Origin of the sequence: Ralstonia sp. 25C (assembly GCF_051904805.1) — a bacterium.
GTDB lineage: Bacteria > Pseudomonadota > Gammaproteobacteria > Burkholderiales > Burkholderiaceae > Ralstonia.
In genome coordinates, this window is the sequence record NZ_CP196737.1 from 2,818,966 (window position 1) to 2,837,607 (window position 18,642).

At 65.7% G+C, this 18,642-nt stretch carries 18 protein-coding genes; 11 read left to right on the forward strand and 7 right to left on the reverse strand.

Annotated features, from left to right (window positions below):
- Window positions 1–19: 19 nt before the first annotated feature.
- Genes ACS7SF_RS13250 through ACS7SF_RS13260 form a run of 3 tightly spaced genes read right to left on the reverse strand, consistent with a single transcriptional unit; the run spans window position 20 to window position 1,766 of the window.
- Window positions 20–460: a YybH family protein gene (locus tag ACS7SF_RS13250; RefSeq protein WP_009239042.1), complete on the reverse strand. Its 441-nt coding sequence runs from the start codon at window positions 458–460 to the stop codon at window positions 20–22.
- 45 nt (window positions 461–505) lie between these two features.
- Window positions 506–1,531 (reverse strand): lipopolysaccharide heptosyltransferase II, encoded by a 1,026-nt coding sequence (gene waaF, locus ACS7SF_RS13255; protein ID WP_439890215.1) that lies wholly within the window; start codon window positions 1,529–1,531, stop codon window positions 506–508.
- A 37-nt stretch (window positions 1,532–1,568) separates the two neighbouring features.
- Window positions 1,569–1,766, reverse strand: a complete 198-nt coding sequence (locus ACS7SF_RS13260; RefSeq protein WP_426397134.1) for a zinc-finger domain-containing protein — start codon at window positions 1,764–1,766, stop codon at window positions 1,569–1,571.
- A 351-nt stretch (window positions 1,767–2,117) separates the two neighbouring features.
- Between ACS7SF_RS13260 and ACS7SF_RS13265 the strand changes: the two genes are divergently transcribed.
- The 3 genes from ACS7SF_RS13265 to rarD are packed head-to-tail and all read left to right on the forward strand — an operon-like array spanning window position 2,118 to window position 4,143.
- Window positions 2,118–2,912 (forward strand): AzlC family ABC transporter permease, encoded by a 795-nt coding sequence (locus ACS7SF_RS13265; protein WP_439890216.1) that lies wholly within the window; start codon window positions 2,118–2,120, stop codon window positions 2,910–2,912.
- Window positions 2,909–3,232, forward strand: a complete 324-nt coding sequence (locus ACS7SF_RS13270) for an AzlD domain-containing protein (RefSeq protein ID WP_439890217.1) — start codon at window positions 2,909–2,911, stop codon at window positions 3,230–3,232. The genes ACS7SF_RS13265 and ACS7SF_RS13270 overlap by 4 nt, the downstream gene beginning before the upstream one ends.
- Window positions 3,229–4,143 (forward strand): EamA family transporter RarD, encoded by a 915-nt coding sequence (gene rarD, locus ACS7SF_RS13275; protein WP_439890218.1) that lies wholly within the window; start codon window positions 3,229–3,231, stop codon window positions 4,141–4,143. The genes ACS7SF_RS13270 and rarD overlap by 4 nt, the downstream gene beginning before the upstream one ends.
- Here the strand turns inward: rarD and ACS7SF_RS13280 are convergent.
- Window positions 4,129–6,024 (reverse strand): M66 family metalloprotease, encoded by a 1,896-nt coding sequence (locus tag ACS7SF_RS13280; protein WP_439890219.1) that lies wholly within the window; start codon window positions 6,022–6,024, stop codon window positions 4,129–4,131. The genes rarD and ACS7SF_RS13280 overlap by 15 nt on opposite strands.
- Before the next feature lie 179 nt (window positions 6,025–6,203).
- Between ACS7SF_RS13280 and ACS7SF_RS13285 the strand changes: the two genes are divergently transcribed.
- The 8 genes from ACS7SF_RS13285 to ACS7SF_RS13320 all read left to right on the forward strand — a co-directional run bounded on the left by ACS7SF_RS13285 (window position 6,204) and on the right by ACS7SF_RS13320 (window position 15,110).
- Window positions 6,204–7,400 (forward strand): phosphoglycerate kinase, encoded by a 1,197-nt coding sequence (locus ACS7SF_RS13285; RefSeq protein ID WP_439890220.1) that lies wholly within the window; start codon window positions 6,204–6,206, stop codon window positions 7,398–7,400.
- Between the two features lie 61 nt (window positions 7,401–7,461).
- Window positions 7,462–8,901: a pyruvate kinase gene (gene pyk, locus ACS7SF_RS13290; protein WP_439890221.1), complete on the forward strand. Its 1,440-nt coding sequence runs from the start codon at window positions 7,462–7,464 to the stop codon at window positions 8,899–8,901.
- A gap of 89 nt (window positions 8,902–8,990) precedes the next feature.
- Window positions 8,991–10,055, forward strand: a complete 1,065-nt coding sequence (gene fba, locus ACS7SF_RS13295) for a class II fructose-bisphosphate aldolase (protein WP_021196627.1) — start codon at window positions 8,991–8,993, stop codon at window positions 10,053–10,055.
- 113 nt (window positions 10,056–10,168) lie between these two features.
- Window positions 10,169–11,104: a phosphoribosylaminoimidazolesuccinocarboxamide synthase gene (locus ACS7SF_RS13300; RefSeq protein ID WP_439890222.1), complete on the forward strand. Its 936-nt coding sequence runs from the start codon at window positions 10,169–10,171 to the stop codon at window positions 11,102–11,104.
- A gap of 15 nt (window positions 11,105–11,119) precedes the next feature.
- Window positions 11,120–11,629 carry a 5-(carboxyamino)imidazole ribonucleotide mutase gene (purE, locus tag ACS7SF_RS13305; RefSeq protein ID WP_439892753.1) on the forward strand — a complete coding sequence of 170 codons (510 nt, stop codon included), beginning with the start codon at window positions 11,120–11,122 and terminating at the stop codon, window positions 11,627–11,629.
- A 19-nt stretch (window positions 11,630–11,648) separates the two neighbouring features.
- Entirely contained in the window at window positions 11,649–12,884 is a 1,236-nt protein-coding gene (locus ACS7SF_RS13310) for a 5-(carboxyamino)imidazole ribonucleotide synthase (RefSeq protein ID WP_439890223.1), read from the forward strand.
- Between the two features lie 31 nt (window positions 12,885–12,915).
- A complete protein-coding gene (locus ACS7SF_RS13315; protein WP_439890224.1) occupies window positions 12,916–13,929 on the forward strand; it encodes an L-threonylcarbamoyladenylate synthase in 1,014 nt (337 codons plus the stop codon).
- Window positions 13,930–14,072: 143 nt separating this feature from the next.
- Window positions 14,073–15,110, forward strand: coding sequence for an SGNH/GDSL hydrolase family protein (locus tag ACS7SF_RS13320; protein WP_439890225.1), 1,038 nt, complete (start codon window positions 14,073–14,075; stop codon window positions 15,108–15,110).
- A gap of 71 nt (window positions 15,111–15,181) precedes the next feature.
- Here the strand turns inward: ACS7SF_RS13320 and ACS7SF_RS13325 are convergent, their stop codons facing one another.
- From ACS7SF_RS13325 to dacB, 3 genes are all read right to left on the reverse strand, one after another.
- Window positions 15,182–16,354, reverse strand: coding sequence for a tetratricopeptide repeat protein (locus ACS7SF_RS13325; protein ID WP_439890226.1), 1,173 nt, complete (start codon window positions 16,352–16,354; stop codon window positions 15,182–15,184).
- 78 nt (window positions 16,355–16,432) lie between these two features.
- Entirely contained in the window at window positions 16,433–16,960 is a 528-nt protein-coding gene (gene mobB, locus ACS7SF_RS13330) for a molybdopterin-guanine dinucleotide biosynthesis protein B (RefSeq protein WP_439890227.1), read from the reverse strand.
- Window positions 16,957–18,501, reverse strand: coding sequence for a D-alanyl-D-alanine carboxypeptidase/D-alanyl-D-alanine endopeptidase (dacB, locus tag ACS7SF_RS13335; RefSeq protein ID WP_439890228.1), 1,545 nt, complete (start codon window positions 18,499–18,501; stop codon window positions 16,957–16,959). Before dacB ends, mobB begins: the two co-directional genes overlap by 4 nt.
- Window positions 18,502–18,642 lie beyond the last annotated feature (141 nt).

Consider the following 18,642-nt stretch of genomic DNA (forward strand, 5'->3'; position numbering starts at 1 on the left):
CCACGCCAGAGCGGCGGGCTTAGTGGAGCGAGTGCGTGACGCTGGCGATGGAGGCGGCCACGCGCTCTTCAGCAGCTTGGCTGGAATGCACGTGGGCGATGCGCCAGCCTTCGTGGTTCTGCATCAACACGTAGGTCGTGTGCACGTACAGATCCGCCTCGGTGGCTGTGGCGGAAAAGCGCAGTGCTTCCGTGGCTTCGAAAATCGACACGCCCAGCGACGAATGCACCTGCTGGCTGAGGCATTCGATCCACACCGGATTCTTTTCGACCAGCGCATCGAGGCAGCCGCGCAGTTGCTCGTGGCCGTGCAGGCGCTGGCCGTCGGGCAGGATGAAGCTGACCGAATCCTCATCCAGCCACAGCTTGAGCGCACCGTCGGCATCGCGGCGCTTGAGCGCATCGCGATAGGCTTCGAGGATGTCCTCGGCGGCTTCGAACAGGCGGGCAAATCGTGGCATGGCGGGCGAAGGTTTGGGGGGAGGGGCGCGCTGTGGTTACTGTGGTTACTGCGGCTGCAGCAGCCGGCGCAATTCATGAAACACCATCTCGGGGCCGATGTCGCGCAGGCAGCGCAGGTGGCCCAGCGGGCATTCGCGTGCAAAACACGGGCTGCACTCCAGGTGGAGCCACATGATACTCGCAGCAGGCGACAGCGGCGGCGTGTGGCGCGGGTCGCTGGAGCCGAATACGGCCACCTGCGGGCGCCCCAGGGCAGCGGTCACGTGCATCAGGCCCGAGTCGTTGCAGATGGCGGCTTCCGAGCGCGCGAGCAGGTCGATCGCCTCATCCAGCGAGGTCTCGCCGCAGAGGTTGCGCACGAACGGCGCGCGCTCGACGATGGCGTCGGCCGTCTCGCGGTCCTTGCCGGAGCCGAGCGTGATGATCTGCGCGTACGGGAACGAGCGGCGCAGCATCTGCGCGAGTTCGGCAAAGTGCTCGGCGGGCCAGCGCTTGGCGGGGCCGTATTCCGCACCCGGGCAGAAGGCGATCAGCCGCGCATTGCCGGCAATGCCGAATTTGGCCGAGGTGGCAGCCACGCGCTGCACGTCCACATTCAGCTTGGGATCGGGCAGCGTGTCGGGCAGCTTGGCGCCGGGCTTGAACGCCAGCGCTGCATAGTGCTGCACCATCGGCGGACGCTCGCTCTTGGGCGGATTCGGGTAGCGCACGTTCAGTACGCCCAGCCGCGATTCGCCTTTGTAGCCAATGCGCAGCGGAATGCCGGCCAGCCACGGGATCAGCGCGCTCTTGAACGAGTTCGGCAGCACATACGCCGCATCGAACGTTTCGTTCTTGAGCTGCTGCGCGAACATGGTGCGGCTGCCGAGCTGCAGCTTGCCGTGCGCCAGTTCGGTGGGCAGCACGCGGGTGATTTCCGGCATGCGCGCGAGCACGGGCGCCACCCACTTCGGGGCGATCGCGTGGATCTGCGCGCGCGGGTGCCGCGCCTTGATCTGCGCAAACAGCGGTTGCGCCATCAGCGCGTCGCCGATCCAGTTGGGGGCGACTACCAAGATCTTGCGCATCATCAACTCGCCTGATCGGCGTACAGCGGGTGAATCGGGCTCAATGGTGGCCCTTCAGTTCAACGCCGGCAGCCAGCTTGTAGACGGTGCCGCAGTACGGGCATTTGGCTTCGCCCGTATCGGCGATGTCGAGGAACACGCGCGGGTGGTAGTTCCAGGTCGGCGTCTTGGCGGTCGGGCAGTGCAGCGGCAGGTCATCTGCGCCGATTTCGATCGTGGGTGCGGTTTGCGTGGTCATGATGAGGTGAGAAGTGCCGACAGGGTCTGGCCAGGGCCAGCCATGTCTTGTTATGCGGCAGGCTCAAATGCTGGCAAAGCTGAAATTGTAAGGGGTGGGGGCGGGCGCGCCAACGCCGATTGTTGCGGCGCGTGGTGATGGCCATGAATTGCCGGTGCGATGTTGTTGTATCGCCGTCGCCGTCTGCGGGGCGTTAAGCAGACACTTAATACAAAAAGTATAATCGCAGGTTTCCTGCGAGCCACCCATGTCGCCCCCGACGTCCCCGCGCTGCTTTGCGTATTCCGGCGCTGCCGGCAGCCTCTGGCCGGTCCTTCAAAAAGAGATGCATTCGCCGCTTGCGAGGGCAGCATGGCGCTAGCCCGCTGGCGCGCCGCGTTGCAACAGCGCTGGCAAGCCATCGACCCCGCCGAGCGCGACGGCTTCCTGGCCGGCGTGCGTGCCTACACGCCATCGACGGTACCCGTGTTTGCCTGGGGCCTGGTGACCGGTGTGGCGATGAGCAAGTCGGTGCTGACGCTCCCCCAGGCGATCGGCATGTCGCTGCTGGTGTATGCCGGGTCATCGCAATTGGCGGTGCTGCCGCTGCTGGCGGCCGGGCTGCCGATCTGGACGGTGTTGCTGACGGCGTTCATCGTCAACGTGCGTTTCATCATCTTCAGTGCGGGGCTGATGCAGCATTTCGGCCATCTGCCGTTCGTGCGGCGGGTGGTGTTGGGCGTGTTCAACGGCGATCTGCCGTTTGTGATGTTCACCCAGCGGTATCCGTCGGCCGCGCCGCAAGCGGGCAAGGAGGGCTACTACTGGGGCTTGGTCCTGCTCAATTTCGTGGCCTGGCAGGTGTCGTCCATCCTGGGCATCGTTGCGGCGAGCCTGTTTCCTGATGCGTGGGGCCTGGCCTTGGCCGGGACGCTCGCGCTCATTCCTGTCATGGTGTCGACCATTCGTGGCCGTGCCGCGCTGATGGCGGTGGCCGTGGCGGCGGTGCTGGCGCTCATCGCGTTCAAGCTGCCGTATCGATTGAGCCTCGTGATTGCCGTGACCGGTGCGATGGCCGCCGGCCTGGCCGCCGATGAGGCCGCCGCCCGCCTGCAATGGCAGCGCCGCCGTGCCGCGGTGGCCCCGACCCCGGAGGACGACGCATGAGCGCGCTGGAAATCTGGCTGGTCATCATCGGCATGACGGCGGTCACCGTGTTCACGCGCTCGCTGTTTCTGGCAGTGGGCAACCGCCTGACGCTACCCACGCGCCTGCAGCACGCACTGCGTTTTGCGCCGGCTGCGGCGCTCATCGCCATCGTGCTGCCCGATCTGCTCTGGAACCACGGCCACTTTGACGCGAGCTGGACCAACCCGCGCCTGATGGCGGGCATCGCCGCGACCGTGTTCTATGTGGTGACGCGCCGCATGCTGGGGATGGTCGTCGTCGGCATGGCGGTGTTCACTGTGCTGCGTCTCTGGGGATGAACATGTCGGGCTCGGCTTCCACGCGCAATGGCGCCATCTTCGCGTTCCTGGCCTACACGATGTGGGGCCTGTTTCCGCTGTACTTCAAGCTGCTCAAGGCGGTGTCGCCGGTGGAGATCCTCTCGCACCGGGTGATCTGGTCATTGGCGGTGATGGTGGTGATCCTGCTTGCCAAGCGCCATTGGACCTGGCTGTGGGCGTTGCGCAAGCAGCCGCGCGTGGTGGGCCGCTATGCGGCAAGCACGCTCCTGCTGGCGGCCAACTGGCTGACGTACATCTGGGCCGTCAACCATGACCATGTGATCGACGCCAGCCTCGGCTACTTCATCAACCCGCTGGTAGTCGTGATGCTGGCGCTGCTGGTGTTGGGCGAGCGCTTGCGGCCGGTGCAGTGGATGTCCGTCGCGATGGCCGCCTGCGGGGTGGCTTGGCTGACGTGGCAGGCCGGGACGTTGCCGTGGATTGCCCTGGCGCTGGCGTTCTCGTTTGGGCTGTATGGCTTGTTGCGCAAGACCTCGCCGCTGGGCGCGCTGGAAGGCTTGACGCTGGAGACGCTGCTGCTGTTTCCGCTGGCGCTGGGCTATCTGGGGTGGCTGGCCTCGCAGCACCAGAACGCGTTCCTGGCCGCATCGCCGGGGATGCAACTGCTGCTGGCGCTGGCCGGTCCGCTGACGGCGCTGCCGTTGTTGCTGTTCGGTGCGGGGGCGCGGCGCATTCCCTTGTCGCTGCTGGGCCTGCTGCAGTACGTCAGCCCCACGCTGCAACTGCTGCTGGGCGTGTGGCTGTACAACGAGCCGTTCGCCGGTCCGAAGGTCGCCGGCTACGTGCTGATCTGGGTGGGGCTGGCGCTCTACAGCGCCGAGGGCGCGCTGCGTTTGCAGCGGCGCCCTCAGGTGTTACCGGCTAAGTAGCACCGTGGGCGTGGCGGGCAGGCCGTTCCACGCCATCGGCGTATCCAGCAACTCCACCTTGGTGATGGCCTTGTCGCCTGGCACGTTGATCGTCCACAGCTTGAAGCTGTTGCCGCTGGTGGGGTCGGTTGTGCTCGCGGCGGGCGTGCCCGTCGGTGCGAACCATGGACGGAAGCCGCCTTGCAGCACCCGCGTGATCTGCGAGTTGTCGGCGTAGGTCACGCGTACGGTGTAATCGCAGCCGCTGGCGTGGCAGTACCACGCATAGGTGCCGGTGTTGGGCACGATGGCGGCGCGGTCGGCGGTGCTGGCCGGGTCAAACGTCTGGATCAGGTTGCCCGTGAACGGCAGCGGCGGATAGATCTGCGAGACACCCGCCGTGCCCGCGCGGCTGAACGTGATGGCGATGGCGTAGACCGGCACGTTGCTCTGCGCCGGCAGATTCTGATTGATGCCGTACAGGCCGTTGCTGCTGGTCGTGGGCGTGTACGCGACGCGCGCCTGGGTGGTCGTATTCCACTGGCTGTAACCGGTGGGCGAGGCCGCGTCGACCAGGATGCGGCCCTGCAGCCAGGCCTGCATTTTCCCAGTATTGAAATCCGAGAATGTCGCGAACTTGTAGCCCGGCGATTGATCGCCCGCGCCGCCCTGCATCGGGTCCTGCTTGATGCAGCGGTTGGCGGAATCGGTCTGGTGGCCGCTCGCACAGTTGGCGTAGCTGCTGGCCGTAGTCGGCACGCGGATGTCGAGGAATTGGTTCTTGTTCGGGTCGTAGCCCCATACCGAACCGGTCAGGCTGCCGCCCGCATACGGATACGTGCCGGCGGTGTAGGCATCGCCGGCGTGGGGCAGGCCAAACGCGTGCCCTTGCTCATGGATGAAGACACCGGTGTAGTTCTGGTCGCCCACGCCCGCGCTGCCACCTCCCAGGCCGCCGCCGAGTGACACCGGCCGGTTCGTCACCGGATCGACGGGCAGGATCGGCGCGTAGTACTGGTTGTTGGTCGGGCCTTCACCGTTGGCGTTGCGCAGGCTCTGGATCAGGCTGAGCACGGAGCTCATCACCGCATAGCCTTCTTTCTGCTGGCTCATGGCCGTGACCACGTAGGCGGGCTGTGCAACGTTGGCGCTGTCTGTGCGGGGTGCAATCACCATGCTCGGCCACGACACGCGCCCGATCGGATGATTCACCGCTGTCAAGGCGGAGACCGGCCACTTGGCGAAGATTTCCTGCTGCGTAGCCACGTCCGGCGTCTTGACCGTCGACAGGGGCGTCGTGTTCGAATCGTTCGCGCCAAACAGATAGAACGGCAGCACGCGCAGCGTGATGTCGGCGTTCGTGCCGAAGCTTGGCGTGTGGCTCGTGCTGGCGCTGTAGTTGGCCGCGGACACGCGGAACGACGTGCCGGGCACCATCCAAGCGGTGGGCACAGTCACGCTCCAGCGGTCGGTTGCGTAAGCGCGGCCATTGGATTCGGTGGGCGGCAGGGCGGATGGCGCATTCAGTACCAGGCTGCCGACCAGCGCCCCGTTGCACCAGGCTTCCAGCTGGGGTTGCTGCACATCCGCTTGGCCGATCGACACCAGCGCCAAGGCCCCGCGATTAGCCGTGAGTTGCAGCGTGCCCGTGGTGTTGGGCAGCGTCCAGGTGAGGCCGCCCTCGGGCAGGACGTGCGTTTGCGCAAATTCGAGCTGGTTGAGCGTGAGCGGGCCTGCAGCCGGTGTCGTCGGCGAGCCAGGGGTGCCGGTCGATCCACCGTCCGGCAAGGTGCTCGATGTGGTGCTGGTGGCCCCTCCATCGCCGCCGCCGCACGCGGTCAGCAACAGGGTCGTCAAGGCGGCCGCCAGCGTGGTGCGGCCCAGGATTGGCACTAGGCTCATGGAAAACTCCCGACGTTTTTATGTTTGTTTGTGCGCACATTCTAACTTTGTGGAGGATTGTGGAGATGGGCGCCTTCCCCTATTCAGGGGACTCGGGATTTCGTTCGTCCGTTTTACGGCAAGGAGGCAAGAGTGATCGGGTAAAATCGTCGTTTTCCGTGATTCCTTCCGTTGCTGCCATGCCTCACGTCCTGCGTCTGTCCGATCTCATCTCCGAAGGCAAGCTTGCCGGCAAGCGTGTGTTTATCCGCGCTGACCTGAACGTGCCGCAAGACGATGCCGGCAACATCACCGAAGACACCCGTATCCGCGCCTCCGTACCGGCCATCCAGGCCGCCCTGGGCGCTGGCGCCGCCGTGATGGTCACCTCGCACCTGGGCCGCCCGACCGAGGGCGAATTCAAGCCCGAAGACTCGCTGGCCCCGGTGGCCAAGCGCCTGTCCGAGTTGCTCGGCCGTGATGTGAAGCTGGTGCAGAACTGGGTCGACGGCGTGGAAGTCGCACCCGGCCAGGTTGTGCTGCTGGAAAACTGCCGCGTCAACAAGGGCGAGAAGAAGAACAGCGACGAACTGGCCCAGAAGATGGCCAAGCTGTGCGATGTCTACGTCAACGACGCTTTCGGTACCGCGCACCGCGCAGAAGCCACCACGCACGGTATCGCCAAGTTCGCTCCCATCGCCTGCGCCGGCCCGCTGCTGGCCGCAGAACTTGACGCGCTGGGCAAGGCGCTGGGTGCGCCGAAGCGCCCGCTGGTCGCCATCGTGGCCGGCTCCAAGGTCTCGACCAAGCTGACCATCCTCAAATCGCTGGCCGACAAGGTGGACAACCTGATCGTCGGCGGCGGCATCGCCAACACGTTCATGCTGGCTGCGGGCCTGAAGATCGGCAAATCGCTGGCGGAAGCCGATCTGGTGGGCGATGCCAAGGCCATCATCGACATGCTCGCCGCGCGCGGCGCGTCGGTGCCCATTCCCGTGGATGTGGTCTGCGCCAAGGAATTCAGCGCCACCGCCGCTGCCACCGTCAAGGATGTGAGGGACGTGGCGGACGACGACATGATCCTCGACATCGGCCCGAAGACGGCTGCCCAACTGGGCGACCAACTGAAGGCCGCCGGCACCATCGTGTGGAACGGCCCGGTCGGCGTGTTCGAATTCGACCAGTTCGGCAACGGCACCAAGGTGCTGGCCGAGGCGATTGCCGCTTCGTCGGGCTTCTCGATCGCGGGTGGTGGCGACACGCTAGCTGCCATCGCCAAGTACAACATCGCCGACAAGGTGGGTTATATCTCCACCGGCGGCGGTGCATTCCTGGAGTTCCTGGAAGGCAAGACGCTGCCGGCCGTGGAAATCCTGGAGCAGCGCGCCAAGGACTGATTGCGCTCACCGCTTGATTTCGCGTCATCTAACAACAAACACCAACGAGACACCGCCGCCCATGACCCGCGCCACCAAGATCGTCGCCACCCTCGGCCCTGCGTCCAGCACGCAGGAAATCCTGACCCGCATGATTGCGGCCGGGGTGGATGTGGTGCGGTTGAATTTCTCGCACGGCACGGCGCAGGACCATATCGACCGCGCACAGCTTGTGCGTGAGGTGGCGCGCTCGGTGGGCCGCGAAGTGGCCATCATGGCCGACCTGCAAGGCCCGAAGATCCGCGTGGGCAAGTTCGAAAGCGGCAAGATCACGCTCACCCCTGGTGACCGCTTCACGCTGGATGCCCGTTGCGAACTGGGCAACCAGGAACGCGTCGGTCTCGACTACAAGGAGCTGCCGCGCGACGTCGGCCCGGGCGACTTGCTGCTGCTCAACGACGGCCTGATCGTGCTGCAGGTCGAGCGGGTGGTCGGTGAAGAGATTGAAACCGTCGTCAAGATCGGCGGTGACCTGTCCAACAACAAGGGCATCAACCGCCAGGGCGGCGGGCTGTCGGCCCCGGCGCTGACCGCCAAGGACATGGAAGACATCAAGACCGCGATGGCGCTGGGCGCCGATTACGTCGCGGTCAGCTTCCCGAAGAACGCCACCGACATGGAAATGGCGCGGCAACTGGCCGTGGTGGCCGGTGCGCCGCACAACCACAAGCCGCGCATGATCGCCAAGATCGAGCGCGCCGAGGCCATCCGCCCAGGCGTGCTCGAAGAGATCCTGGCCGCGTCCGACGGCATCATGGTCGCGCGTGGCGACTTGGCGGTGGAAGTCGGCAACGCTGCCGTGCCGGCGCTGCAGAAGCGCATGATCAAGCTCGCGCGTGAAGCCAACAAGCTGACGATCACCGCCACGCAGATGATGGAATCGATGATCGTCAACCCCGTGCCGACGCGCGCCGAGGTGTCGGACGTCGCCAACGCCGTGCTGGACGGCACTGATGCGGTGATGCTCTCCGCCGAGACCGCCGCCGGCCGCTACCCGGTCGAGACCATCGAGGCGATGGCCGCCATCTGCGCGGAAGCCGAAAAATCGCAGCCGGTGCAGCTGGATACCGATTTCCTGGACCAGACGTTCAGCCGCATCGACCAATCGATCGCCATGGGGGCGCTGTTCACGGCCTACCATTTACAGGTGAAGGCGATTGCCGCCCTGACGGACTCTGGCGCCACCGCGCTGTGGATGAGCCGCCATGGCATCAATGTGCCGATCTACGCGATGACGCCCAACGTGGGCTCGCAGCGCAAGATGGCGCTGTACCGCAACGTGCAGGCGCTGCCGCTGGCTACCAGCACCGACCGTGACGAGGCGCTGCACCAAGCCGAAGAACTGCTGGTCGCACGCGGGGTGGTGCAGCGCGGCGACTTTATCGTCCTGACCATCGGTGAGCCGATGGGCCAGGCCGGCGGCACCAACACACTCAAGATTGTCCGCGTCGGCATGCACTGAGGCCTGACGCCCACGACGGAACGTAGATTGCTATCCCAACAAGATACGTTCCTGAGAACCGAATACAGATCGACCCATAGGAGAAAACCATGCCACTCGTTTCCATGCGCCAACTGCTGGACCACGCCGCCGAAAACGGCTACGGCCTGCCGGCGTTCAACGTGAACAACCTGGAACAAGTCCAGGCCGTGATGGAAGCCGCCAAGGAAACCGGCGCGCCGGTCATCCTGCAAGCCAGCGCAGGCGCCCGCAAGTACGCCGGCGAGTCCTTCATCAAGCACCTGATCCAGGCAGCTGTTGAGGCTTATCCGGAGATCCCGCTGGTGATGCACCAGGATCACGGCCAAAGCCCGGCGATCTGCCAGGGCGCCATCGACCTGGGCTTCGGCTCGGTCATGATGGACGGCTCCCTGCGTGAAGACGGCAAGACCCCGGCCGACTTCGACTACAACGTCGACGTGACGCGCCGCGTGGTGGAAATGGCCCACAAGGTTGGCGTGACCGTGGAAGGCGAACTCGGCTGCCTGGGCTCGCTGGAAACCGGCATGGCTGGCGAGGAAGACGGTATTGGCGCTGAAGGCGTGCTCGACCACTCGTCGCTGCTGACCGATCCGGAAGAGGCTGCCCAGTTCGTCAAGGCGACGCAGCTCGACGCCCTGGCCATCGCCATCGGCACGAGCCACGGCGCGTACAAGTTCTCGCGCAAGCCCACGGGTGACATCCTGGCGATCAGCCGCGTGAAGGAAATCCACGCGCGCATCCCCAATACCCACCTGGTGATGCACGGCTCGTCCTCCGTGCCGCAAGAACTGCTGGCCATCATCAACCAGTACGGCGGCAAGATGAAGGAAACCTACGGCGTGCCGGTCGAAGAGATCCAGGAGGCCATCAAGTACGGCGTGCGCAAGATCAACATCGACACCGACATTCGCCTGGCCATGACCGGCGCGGTGCGCAAGTTCCTGGCTGAAAACCCGGACAAGTTCGACGCCCGCGAATGGCTCAAGCCCGCTCGCGAAGCCGCCAAGCAGGTCTGCAAGGCCCGCTACATCCAGTTCGGCTGTGAAGGCCAGGCAGGCAAGATCAAGCCGGTGGGTATGTCGGTGATGGCCGCTGACTACGCAAACGGCAAGCTGGCGCAAGTGGTGCAATAAGCCTTTCGCGTCACATCGAGCAAACGGCTGGCATCGCGCCAGCCGTTTTGCATTGCACAGGCCACGTATAATGCTGGCCTTCCACGTTTTCTCATCTCCTCTCGGGTTCCGCCGTGTCCGCCGCATCTACCAACCCCGCTGCATCGTCCGCCCTTTACGAATCGTCGATCACCAGCCTGCCGCTGCTTGGCCGTGGCAAGGTGCGCGAGAACTACGCCGTTGGCGACGACAAGCTGCTGATGGTCACCACCGATCGCCTGTCGGCGTTTGACGTGATCCTCTGCCAACCGATTCCGGACAAGGGCAAGGTGCTCGCGCAGATGTCGGATTTCTGGTTCAACAAGCTGCGCCACATCGTGCCGACGCACGAAACGGGCATCGCACCGGAAACCGTGGTGGCCCCGAACGAAGTCGACCAGGTGCGCGGCCGCGCCATCGTGGTCAAGCGCCTGAAGCCGATCCTGGTGGAAGCCGTGGTGCGCGGTTATTTGGCCGGCAGCGGCTGGAAGGACTACCAGGCCACCGGCGCCGTCTGCGGCGTGCATCTGGCCCCGGGCCTGCAGAACGCGCAGAAGCTGCCCGAGCCGATCTTCACCCCTGCCGCCAAGGCCGACGTGGGTGAGCACGACGAGAACATCTCCTTCGACGAAGTCGAGCGCCGCATTGGCCCGGACCTCGCCGCGCAGATCCGCGACGTGAGCATCCGCCTGTACAAGGAAGCCTCTGACTTTGCCGCCACGCGCGGCATCATCATCGCCGACACCAAGTTCGAGTTCGGCCTGGATGAGAACGGCACGCTCACGCTGATGGACGAGGCGCTCACCGCCGATTCGTCGCGCTTCTGGCCGGCCGATTCGTACCAGGTGGGCACCAACCCGCCGTCGTTCGACAAGCAATTCGTGCGTGACTGGCTCGAAGCCGTGCGCATCGACGGCAAGCCCTGGCCGAAGACCGCCCCGGCCCCGGAACTGCCCGCCGACGTGATCGAAAAGACTGCCGACAAGTACCGCGAAGCGCTGACCCGCCTGACGGGCCAGTCGCTGCGTTAAACCGGAGCCATGACGATGACTGCACAGCAATCCGCTCCGCTCGTTGGCGTGGTGATGGGCTCCAGCTCCGACTGGGAAATCATGCGCCACGCCGTCGACATGCTCACCCAGTTCGGCATTCCGTTCGAGGCGCAGGTCGTCTCGGCGCACCGCATGCCGGACGACATGTTCCGCTACGCCGAAGCCGCACGCGGCCGGGGTTTGCGCGCCATCATCGCCGGTGCCGGCGGGGCGGCGCACCTGCCGGGCATGATCGCCGCCAAGACGATCGTGCCGGTGTTCGGCGTGCCGGTGCCGTCCAAGTACCTGCGCGGCGAAGACTCGCTGCTCTCCATCGTGCAGATGCCCAAGGGCATTCCGGTGTCGACGTTTGCCATCGGCGAAGCGGGTGCAGCCAACGCAGCGCTGGCGGCCATCGCGACCATCGCCACCACCGACTCGGCCCTGGCCGACAAGCTCGAAGCCTTCCGCGCGCAACAGACCGAAGTCGCACGCGGCATGACGCTCCCTGTGCACGGCGCCTAAGCAACCTACGACCTGATTCATGGCCGACGACCTGAACCCGCGCCTGGCGCAAGCCCACACCGCGGAATCCCGCGCGCTGAACGTTCCCAACGCGATCCTGCCTGATGCCTGGCTGGGCATGCTCGGCGGCGGCCAGCTCGGCCGCATGTTCACGCACGCCGCGCAGGCGATGGGCTACAAGGTGTGCGTGTTGGACCCGGATCCGAACAGCCCCGCCGGCACCATCGCCGAGCGTCACCTGTGCGCCGGTTACACCGATGAAGCCGCGCTGGCCGAAATGGCTGCGCTGTGCCCGGCGGTGACCACCGAATTCGAGAACGTGCCCGCGCAGGCACTGGACCGTCTGGAGCAACTCGGCGCCTTCGTCGCGCCGCGCGCCAACTGCGTGTCGATCGCGCAGAACCGCATCGCCGAGAAGAAATTCTTCGCGCTGTGCGCGGCGCGCACCGGCATCCACCCGGCTCCGAGCTGGGTGATCGAGCACGAAGCCGACATCGAGCAACTGCCCGCTGACCTGCTGCCCGGCATCCTGAAGATTGCCCGCATGGGCTATGACGGCAAGGGCCAGGCGCGCGTCTCCACGGTCGACGAGCTGCGTGCCGCCTGGGGCGCTATGCAACACGTGCCATGCGTGCTCGAGAAGATGCTGCCGCTCGCCTACGAGGTGTCCGTGCTGGCCGCCCGCGCCGCCGACGGCACGACTGCCACGTGGCCGCTGGCAGAGAACGCGCACCGCGACGGCATCCTGTTCTCGACGATCATGCCGTCGCGCAGTGTGTCGGACGACATTGCCACGCGCACCCGTGCCGCCGCCGCGATGATCGCGGAAGAGATGGGCTACGTCGGCGTGCTGTGCATCGAATTCTTCGTGCTGCAGGACGGCTCGCTGGTGGCCAACGAAATGGCGCCGCGCCCGCATAACTCCGGCCACATCACCATGGATGTGTGCGAGACCAGCCAGTTCGAGCAGCAGGTGCGTGCGATGGCTCGCCTGCCGCTGGGCAGCACGCGTCAGCACTCGCCGGGGCGCATGCTCAACGTGCTCGGCGATGTGTGGTTCGAGTACGGTCTGGAGCGCACACCGGCGTGGCAAGAGGTGATGCGCCACAGCGGCGCAAAGGTCCACCTGTACGGCAAGGCCGATGCGCGCCCCGGCCGCAAGATGGGCCACGTCAACTGTGTCGGCACGTCGCCGGAAGTGGTGGATGAAGCGTTCCGCCACGCTGCACACGTGCTCGGCCTGCAGCCCGACTAAGACGATAAGACGAAAGCGAGCGAGCCACGCCATGCCGCATCGGACCAAGACGCCCTACGTGATGCCTCCCGCCGCGCGCCTCGACGAGGCCGCCCGCGCGCTGGAGGCGGGCGAGCTGGTCGCCTTCCCGACCGAGACCGTCTACGGTCTCGGTGCCGATGCGGAGAACCCGCAAGCCATCGCCAAGATCTACGCGGCCAAGGGCCGTCCGTCCAATCATCCGGTGATCGTGCACGTGGTCGATGGGGCGGACATCTCCTACTGGGCCGATGAGGTGCCTGGCATCGCGCTGCAGCTGATCGAAGCGTTTTGGCCCGGTCCGCTGACGTTGATTCTGAAACGTGCCCCGCACATCCCCGCAGCCGTAGCTGGCGGGCAGGACAGCATCGGGCTGCGTTGCCCGTCGCATCCGGTGGCGCAGGCGCTGCTCTCGCGCTTCAAGCGTGGGCGCGGTGGCATTGCGGCCCCGTCGGCCAACAAGTTCGGCCAGGTCAGCCCGACCACCGCCCAGCACGTGCGCGATGAATTCGGCGATGCCGTGTTCGTGTTGGAAGGCGATGGCGTGGACGTGGGCATTGAATCGACCATCATCGATCTCTCGCGCCTGGACCAGGGCATCGGCCCCGTGCTGTTGCGCCCAGGCGCCATCACCCCAGAAGACATCGAACGCGTGACGGGCGAACTGCCGTCGCTGCCGGATGCAGCGGCACCGCGCGCTTCCGGCACCTTGAAGGCGCACTACGCGCCGCGCACGCCGCTGTATCTGCTGAGCGCCGCCGATGTGCCTGCACGCATTGCAGCGCTGCCGCCCGGCAAGCGCATCGTGTGGCTGGGCACGCCGCTTGCGTTGCCTGCCGGCTGCGACCAACGCACCGCGCCTGCAACGCCGGCCGCGTATGCGAATGCGTTGTACGCGCTGCTGCGCGAGCTCGATCGCGGCGGGTATGACGCTATCTGGGTGGAAACCCTAGCCGACACGCCCGCCTGGGCTGCCGTCAACGACCGCCTGCGTCGCGCCGCCGCCGCGTTCGAGTCAGGCCTCTAATTCTTCCGGGGCCACCGTTCGTCGAACGGTCGTCTACCTCGCTACACTGGGTCGTTGTGTCGTTTCGCGTGCCGCAAAGGTGCGCGGCGAAGTTACATACCGCGGCACCACAGATCATAAAAATTCCATACGGGAGACAGACCATGAAGTTGCGTCAATGGATGGGCGTCGCATCGGCAGCCCTGGCCTTGGGCCTGAGCGCTTGCGGCGGCGGTGAATCCGACCAGGGCGGTAACGACAACGTTGTCAAGGTGCAGCGCGTGGTGGTGTTCGGCGATAGCCTGAGCGATGCCGGCACCTATACGCCGGCGGCAGCCGCTGTGGGTGGCGGCCGATTCACCACCAATCCGGGCCCGGTGTGGGTCGAAACGGTGGCCTCCCAAATGGGTGTGGCGCTCACGCCGGCCGTCATGGGTTTCGGCACCTCGGTGCAGAACTGCCCGAAGGCGGGCTGCACCGACTATGCACAGGGCGGTGCGCGCGTGACGGATCCGAACGGCATCGGCCACGCTGGTGGCGCACTGACGTATCCGGTGAAGCAGCAACTGGCCAACTTCTACACGGCGAGCAACAACACGTTCAACGGCAGCAGTGACTTGGTGTTCGTCTTCGGTGGCAACAACGACATCTTCTTCTGGGCGGCCGCCGTGGCTGCCAGCCCGACCACGGTGACGCCCGCGATCGCCACGGCGCAGGTGCAGCAGGCGGCGACGGACCTGGTCGGCTACATCAAGGACATGATCAGCAAGAACGCGACGCAGCTCTACGTGTTCAACCTGCCCGACAGCAGCCTGACGCCGCAGGGTGTAGCAGGCGGCGTAGCGGGCCAGGCGCTGCTGCATTCGCTGGTGGGCACGTTCAATACCACGCTGCAGAATGGGCTGGCCGGCACCACCGCACGCGTGATCGACTTCAACTCGCAGCTGACGGCCGTGATCCAGAACGGCGCAATGTTCGGGTTCAGCAACACCAGCACGCCGGCGTGTGATGCCACGAAGATCAACGCGCTGGTGCCGACCGCTGGCGGCAGCTCGCTGTTCTGCTCGGCCAATACGCTGGTTGCCACGGGCGCGGATACGACCTACCTGTTTGCAGACGGCGTGCACCCGACCACGGGCGGCCATCGCTTGATTGCCAGCAATGTGTTGCAACGTCTGCTGGCGGACAATCTGGTCCACTGATTCCGCAGTCACTGCATCAAAACGAAACGCCCGCGCGAAGCGGGCGTTTTTGTTGGCGGCGGAGGTGTGCGCTACTGCGCGTTGGCCGACGGCAATGTCACCGCTAGGCGTGCCAGCGTGGCCATGAGTACATCGTTTTGCGGCGAGATGACGAGGCCTTGCTTGAAGCTCGCCTGCGCTTCGTCGGTGCGGCCAAGTTTCCACAGCACTTCACCTTTGTGCGCGAGGCCTTCTGCGCGCGCTTCGCGTACCGCATCCTCGCTGGCTTCGTAGGTGCCGTCGGGTTTGGCGAAGACGGCGATCGAGCGGTCGAACCACGTGAGCGCTTCGTCATTGAGGCCGAGTCGGTATAACGCCCAGCCCTTGCTGTCGAGGGCGAAGGGGTCGTCCGGATGCTTAGCCAGATAGGTCTCGATCATCGACAGGCCGCGCTCCACGCGCAGCCCCGCATCGGCGAGTTCGTAGCCAACGCTGTTGAGTTCGTCTTCCGGCACGGGGCGCAGATCGAGTGCGAAGTCGATCCGTTCGGCATTGCGCTCGGCAATGGCCAATGACATCAGCTTGCGTGCGATGCGGCCCTGGAGGTCGTCGCTCAGTGTCGTGGTGTTGGCGGTGAGCGTGCCGAGGTACTGCGTGAAGAGATCGGGCGCGCCTGGCGTGCCGTAGCTGTCGGCAATCGCTCGGCCCGTGCTGGCGCACCAGGCATCGTCGGCGGGGGTCAAGCTTACGGCGCTTTCGAGGTTCACGGTGCGCGACTCTCGCGATTGCACGTAGACCGTGTTCCCATCGCTGTTGGAGTGGCCGCAGACCATGTATGCACCCACCACGTCCACCAAGTAGGGGTGCCCCTTAATTGGTGCTCTGCCAAGCGTGCTGACCAGGCGGAACGACTCACCAAAATCGCCGTCACCTACGACGGCGTCGAACACCCAGCGCGCCGCCGCGTAGCGCTTCGGCAGTCTCACCTTGGCAGTGCGCCCGGCGCCGTCGGTGGTGCCGAAGATGACGCTATCGGTTTCACCCGCCTTGGGCGGCTTGCCGGCGATGGTGTGGTCGGGCAGGAACAGGCGGTAGCGCGCGTTGGGCATCGGCCGGCTGGTGGTCGGGTCGATCAGCACAAACTGGTGGACCTGCGCGCCGCGGCCAAGGGTGGTATTGGGGGCGATCCAGTCGCGCGCAGCGACCGGCAGAGCAGAGCAAAAAAAGGCCGCGCCAAGGAGCGCGGCTGACAGACGGAAACGCATTTTTTTAAGGCGGGGGGCTGGCGAAAAACTGGAATGCCCATCATAGCCAAGCCGCCCGGCCCGGATGTTAAGAGTGCTTCATGTAGAAGCACTGGCCACTTGCTGCGCCGCAAACCGATACACCGCCTCCACGTCGTTGAGATCAAGCACCGCCACGCCTGCGGGCACCGCGACTGCCTCGGGCGCATCGGTGGCCACTGCCACCACGCCGCCGATTTCCGGCCACAGTGGCGCGCGGCCGAGCGATGGGCGAAACACCTCGATCTTGGGCAAGCTGCTGCGCTTGTAGCCTTCCACGATGACGAGGTCGGTCTCGGGCGAGAGCAACGCCAGTACGTCAGCCAGTTCGGGCTCGCGCGTGTTCGCATATTCGCGCATCAGCACCAGGCGTTCGCCGCCCACCAGTACCACTTCCGCGCTGCCGGCTTCGCGCATGCGGTACGAGTCTTTGCCGGGCGAATCGAGGTCGAAGCCGTGGTGCGTGTGCTTGATGGCCGCCACGCGGCGCCCGTCGCGCACGAAGCGGGCGATGAGCTTTTCGGTGAGCGTGGTCTTGCCGCTGCCCGATGTGCCCGTGATGCCCAGCAGCGCGACGTGTGGGTTCATCGCGGCGCACCCTGGTAGATCCACTGCAGCAGCGCATCATGCGCCGCTTGGCCAGCGCTGGCGTTGGGGTGGTTGATCATGCTGACCACCACGAAGCGCTCGCCGCCTTCGCCTTCCACATAGCCGGCAATGGCGCGCACGTCGTTGAGCGTGCCGGTCTTGATCTCGGCGTTGCCGGCCACGCCTGCGCGGGTGAGCCGGTTGCGCATGGTGCCGTCCACGCCCACCACGGGCAGCGCGTCGCGCAGGATGCCGCCATTCGGGTTGGCATCGGCCTGTTGCAGCAGACGGCCCATGTTGCGCGCGCTGATGCGCTCGATGCGCGAGAGCCCCGAGCCGTTCTCCAGCACCAGTTCCGGCATCGTGAGGTTTTGTTTGGCGAGCCAGCGGTTGATGACCTCGGTCGTTTGCCGCACCGATGCCGGTTTGCGGCCGATTTCCGCGCCGATGGTGAGGAAGAGCTGGCGCGCCATCACGTTGTTTGAATACTTGTCGATGTCGTGCACCACTTCGGCGAGCGTCGGGCCGTAGTGCGTGGCGAGCAGCACCGCCTGGTGCGGCACCTTGCCCTCGCGCAGGCCCGGCGTGAAGCGCGTCGTGCCACCGGCCTGCTGCCACAGGGCGAGGAAGCCACCCCAGATGAAATCGGCATGCGTGAGCGCGGCAATGTTGAAGACGCGCTCGCCGCATGCGGCGGCATAGCGGCCGTCGAAGCTGGCGAGCACGTGGCCGTCGGTCTGCGTGCTGATGTTGGCGCCCGAGCTGGTCTTCCAATCGCCGCAGCCGCCGCGCGTCACGCGCAACTGGTTGTCGATCTGCAACTGCGCCAGCGGCGGCGACACGTCGATGTTGATCGCGCCGTTGCCGGCATCTGGCGCGAGCGTGAACGTCAGCGTCTTGAACGAATACAGCAGCGCATCGGGCGCCACGTTGTAGGCGCGCGCGCTGTCGCCGTCCAGCGGTGCCGATTCAGACAGACCACTCTCAAAGTACGTGCGATCCAGCACGATGTTGCCGGCCAGCTCGTTCACGCCAGCGCGCCGCACGTCGGCCACCAGCTTGACCAGCTCTTCGGGAATCAGCTTCGGATCGCCCTGGCCGCGCAGGTAGAGGTTGCCGTTGAGTGTGCCGTTGACGGGCTCCTTGTCGGCATAGGCGCTGGTCTTCCAGCGGAAGTCGGGGCCGAGCATGTCCAGCCCCGCGAAGGTGGTCAGCAACTTCATGGTCGACGCGGGGTTCATGCCCGTGTCGGCGTTCCATTGCAGGATGGGCGAGGCGCTGCCCGTGCGCACGACAAACACGCTGACTGCACTTAACGGGATATGCGCGCGCGAAAACGCCAACGCCACATTGGCGGGCAGGCCGGCGGGGTTGTTCGCAGCCTGGCGTGTTTGGGCTGCCGTGGCGGCTGCGGTATGCGCGACGCGGGCTTTCGCTTTCTTGGCGTGTGCCAGCGGCGCGGCGGTGAGGGTGAGAAGCATCGCGCAGGCCAGTGCGCAGCGCGACAGATACGGCAAACGGGTCGGACGAATTCGGGCCATCGGGCAGGGGGGCGGAGTGGGGCACATGCGCGGGCGCCATGTGCGGACGCAGGCATGTTAACGCAGCAACCCCGTGCTTCGGCCGACAAGCAGGCGGCCATTTACCGCCCAATTTGCCACCCAATTCGCCGCCCAACTCTG

Bases quoted from the DNA above. Each gene is read 5' to 3' on its own strand.
- ACS7SF_RS13285 (WP_439890220.1), top strand. From the start codon at position 6,204: ATGCCTCACGTCCTGCGTCTGTCCGATCTCATCTCCGAAGGCAAGCTT.
- purE (WP_439892753.1), top strand. From the start codon at position 11,120: ATGACTGCACAGCAATCCGCTCCGCTCGTTGGCGTGGTGATGGGCTCC.
- ACS7SF_RS13260 (WP_426397134.1), bottom strand. From the start codon at position 1,766: ATGACCACGCAAACCGCACCCACGATCGAAATCGGCGCAGATGACCTG.
- ACS7SF_RS13320 (WP_439890225.1), top strand. From the start codon at position 14,073: ATGAAGTTGCGTCAATGGATGGGCGTCGCATCGGCAGCCCTGGCCTTG.
- pyk (WP_439890221.1), top strand. From the start codon at position 7,462: ATGACCCGCGCCACCAAGATCGTCGCCACCCTCGGCCCTGCGTCCAGC.
- ACS7SF_RS13325 (WP_439890226.1), bottom strand. From the start codon at position 16,354: ATGCGTTTCCGTCTGTCAGCCGCGCTCCTTGGCGCGGCCTTTTTTTGC.
- mobB (WP_439890227.1), bottom strand. From the start codon at position 16,960: ATGAACCCACACGTCGCGCTGCTGGGCATCACGGGCACATCGGGCAGC.
- waaF (WP_439890215.1), bottom strand. From the start codon at position 1,531: ATGATGCGCAAGATCTTGGTAGTCGCCCCCAACTGGATCGGCGACGCG.
- ACS7SF_RS13265 (WP_439890216.1), top strand. From the start codon at position 2,118: ATGGCGCTAGCCCGCTGGCGCGCCGCGTTGCAACAGCGCTGGCAAGCC.
- ACS7SF_RS13280 (WP_439890219.1), bottom strand. From the start codon at position 6,024: ATGAGCCTAGTGCCAATCCTGGGCCGCACCACGCTGGCGGCCGCCTTG.
- ACS7SF_RS13270 (WP_439890217.1), top strand. From the start codon at position 2,909: ATGAGCGCGCTGGAAATCTGGCTGGTCATCATCGGCATGACGGCGGTC.
- fba (WP_021196627.1), top strand. From the start codon at position 8,991: ATGCCACTCGTTTCCATGCGCCAACTGCTGGACCACGCCGCCGAAAAC.
- dacB (WP_439890228.1), bottom strand. From the start codon at position 18,501: ATGGCCCGAATTCGTCCGACCCGTTTGCCGTATCTGTCGCGCTGCGCA.
- ACS7SF_RS13250 (WP_009239042.1), bottom strand. From the start codon at position 460: ATGCCACGATTTGCCCGCCTGTTCGAAGCCGCCGAGGACATCCTCGAA.
- ACS7SF_RS13310 (WP_439890223.1), top strand. From the start codon at position 11,649: ATGGCCGACGACCTGAACCCGCGCCTGGCGCAAGCCCACACCGCGGAA.
- ACS7SF_RS13315 (WP_439890224.1), top strand. From the start codon at position 12,916: ATGCCGCATCGGACCAAGACGCCCTACGTGATGCCTCCCGCCGCGCGC.
- rarD (WP_439890218.1), top strand. From the start codon at position 3,229: ATGAACATGTCGGGCTCGGCTTCCACGCGCAATGGCGCCATCTTCGCG.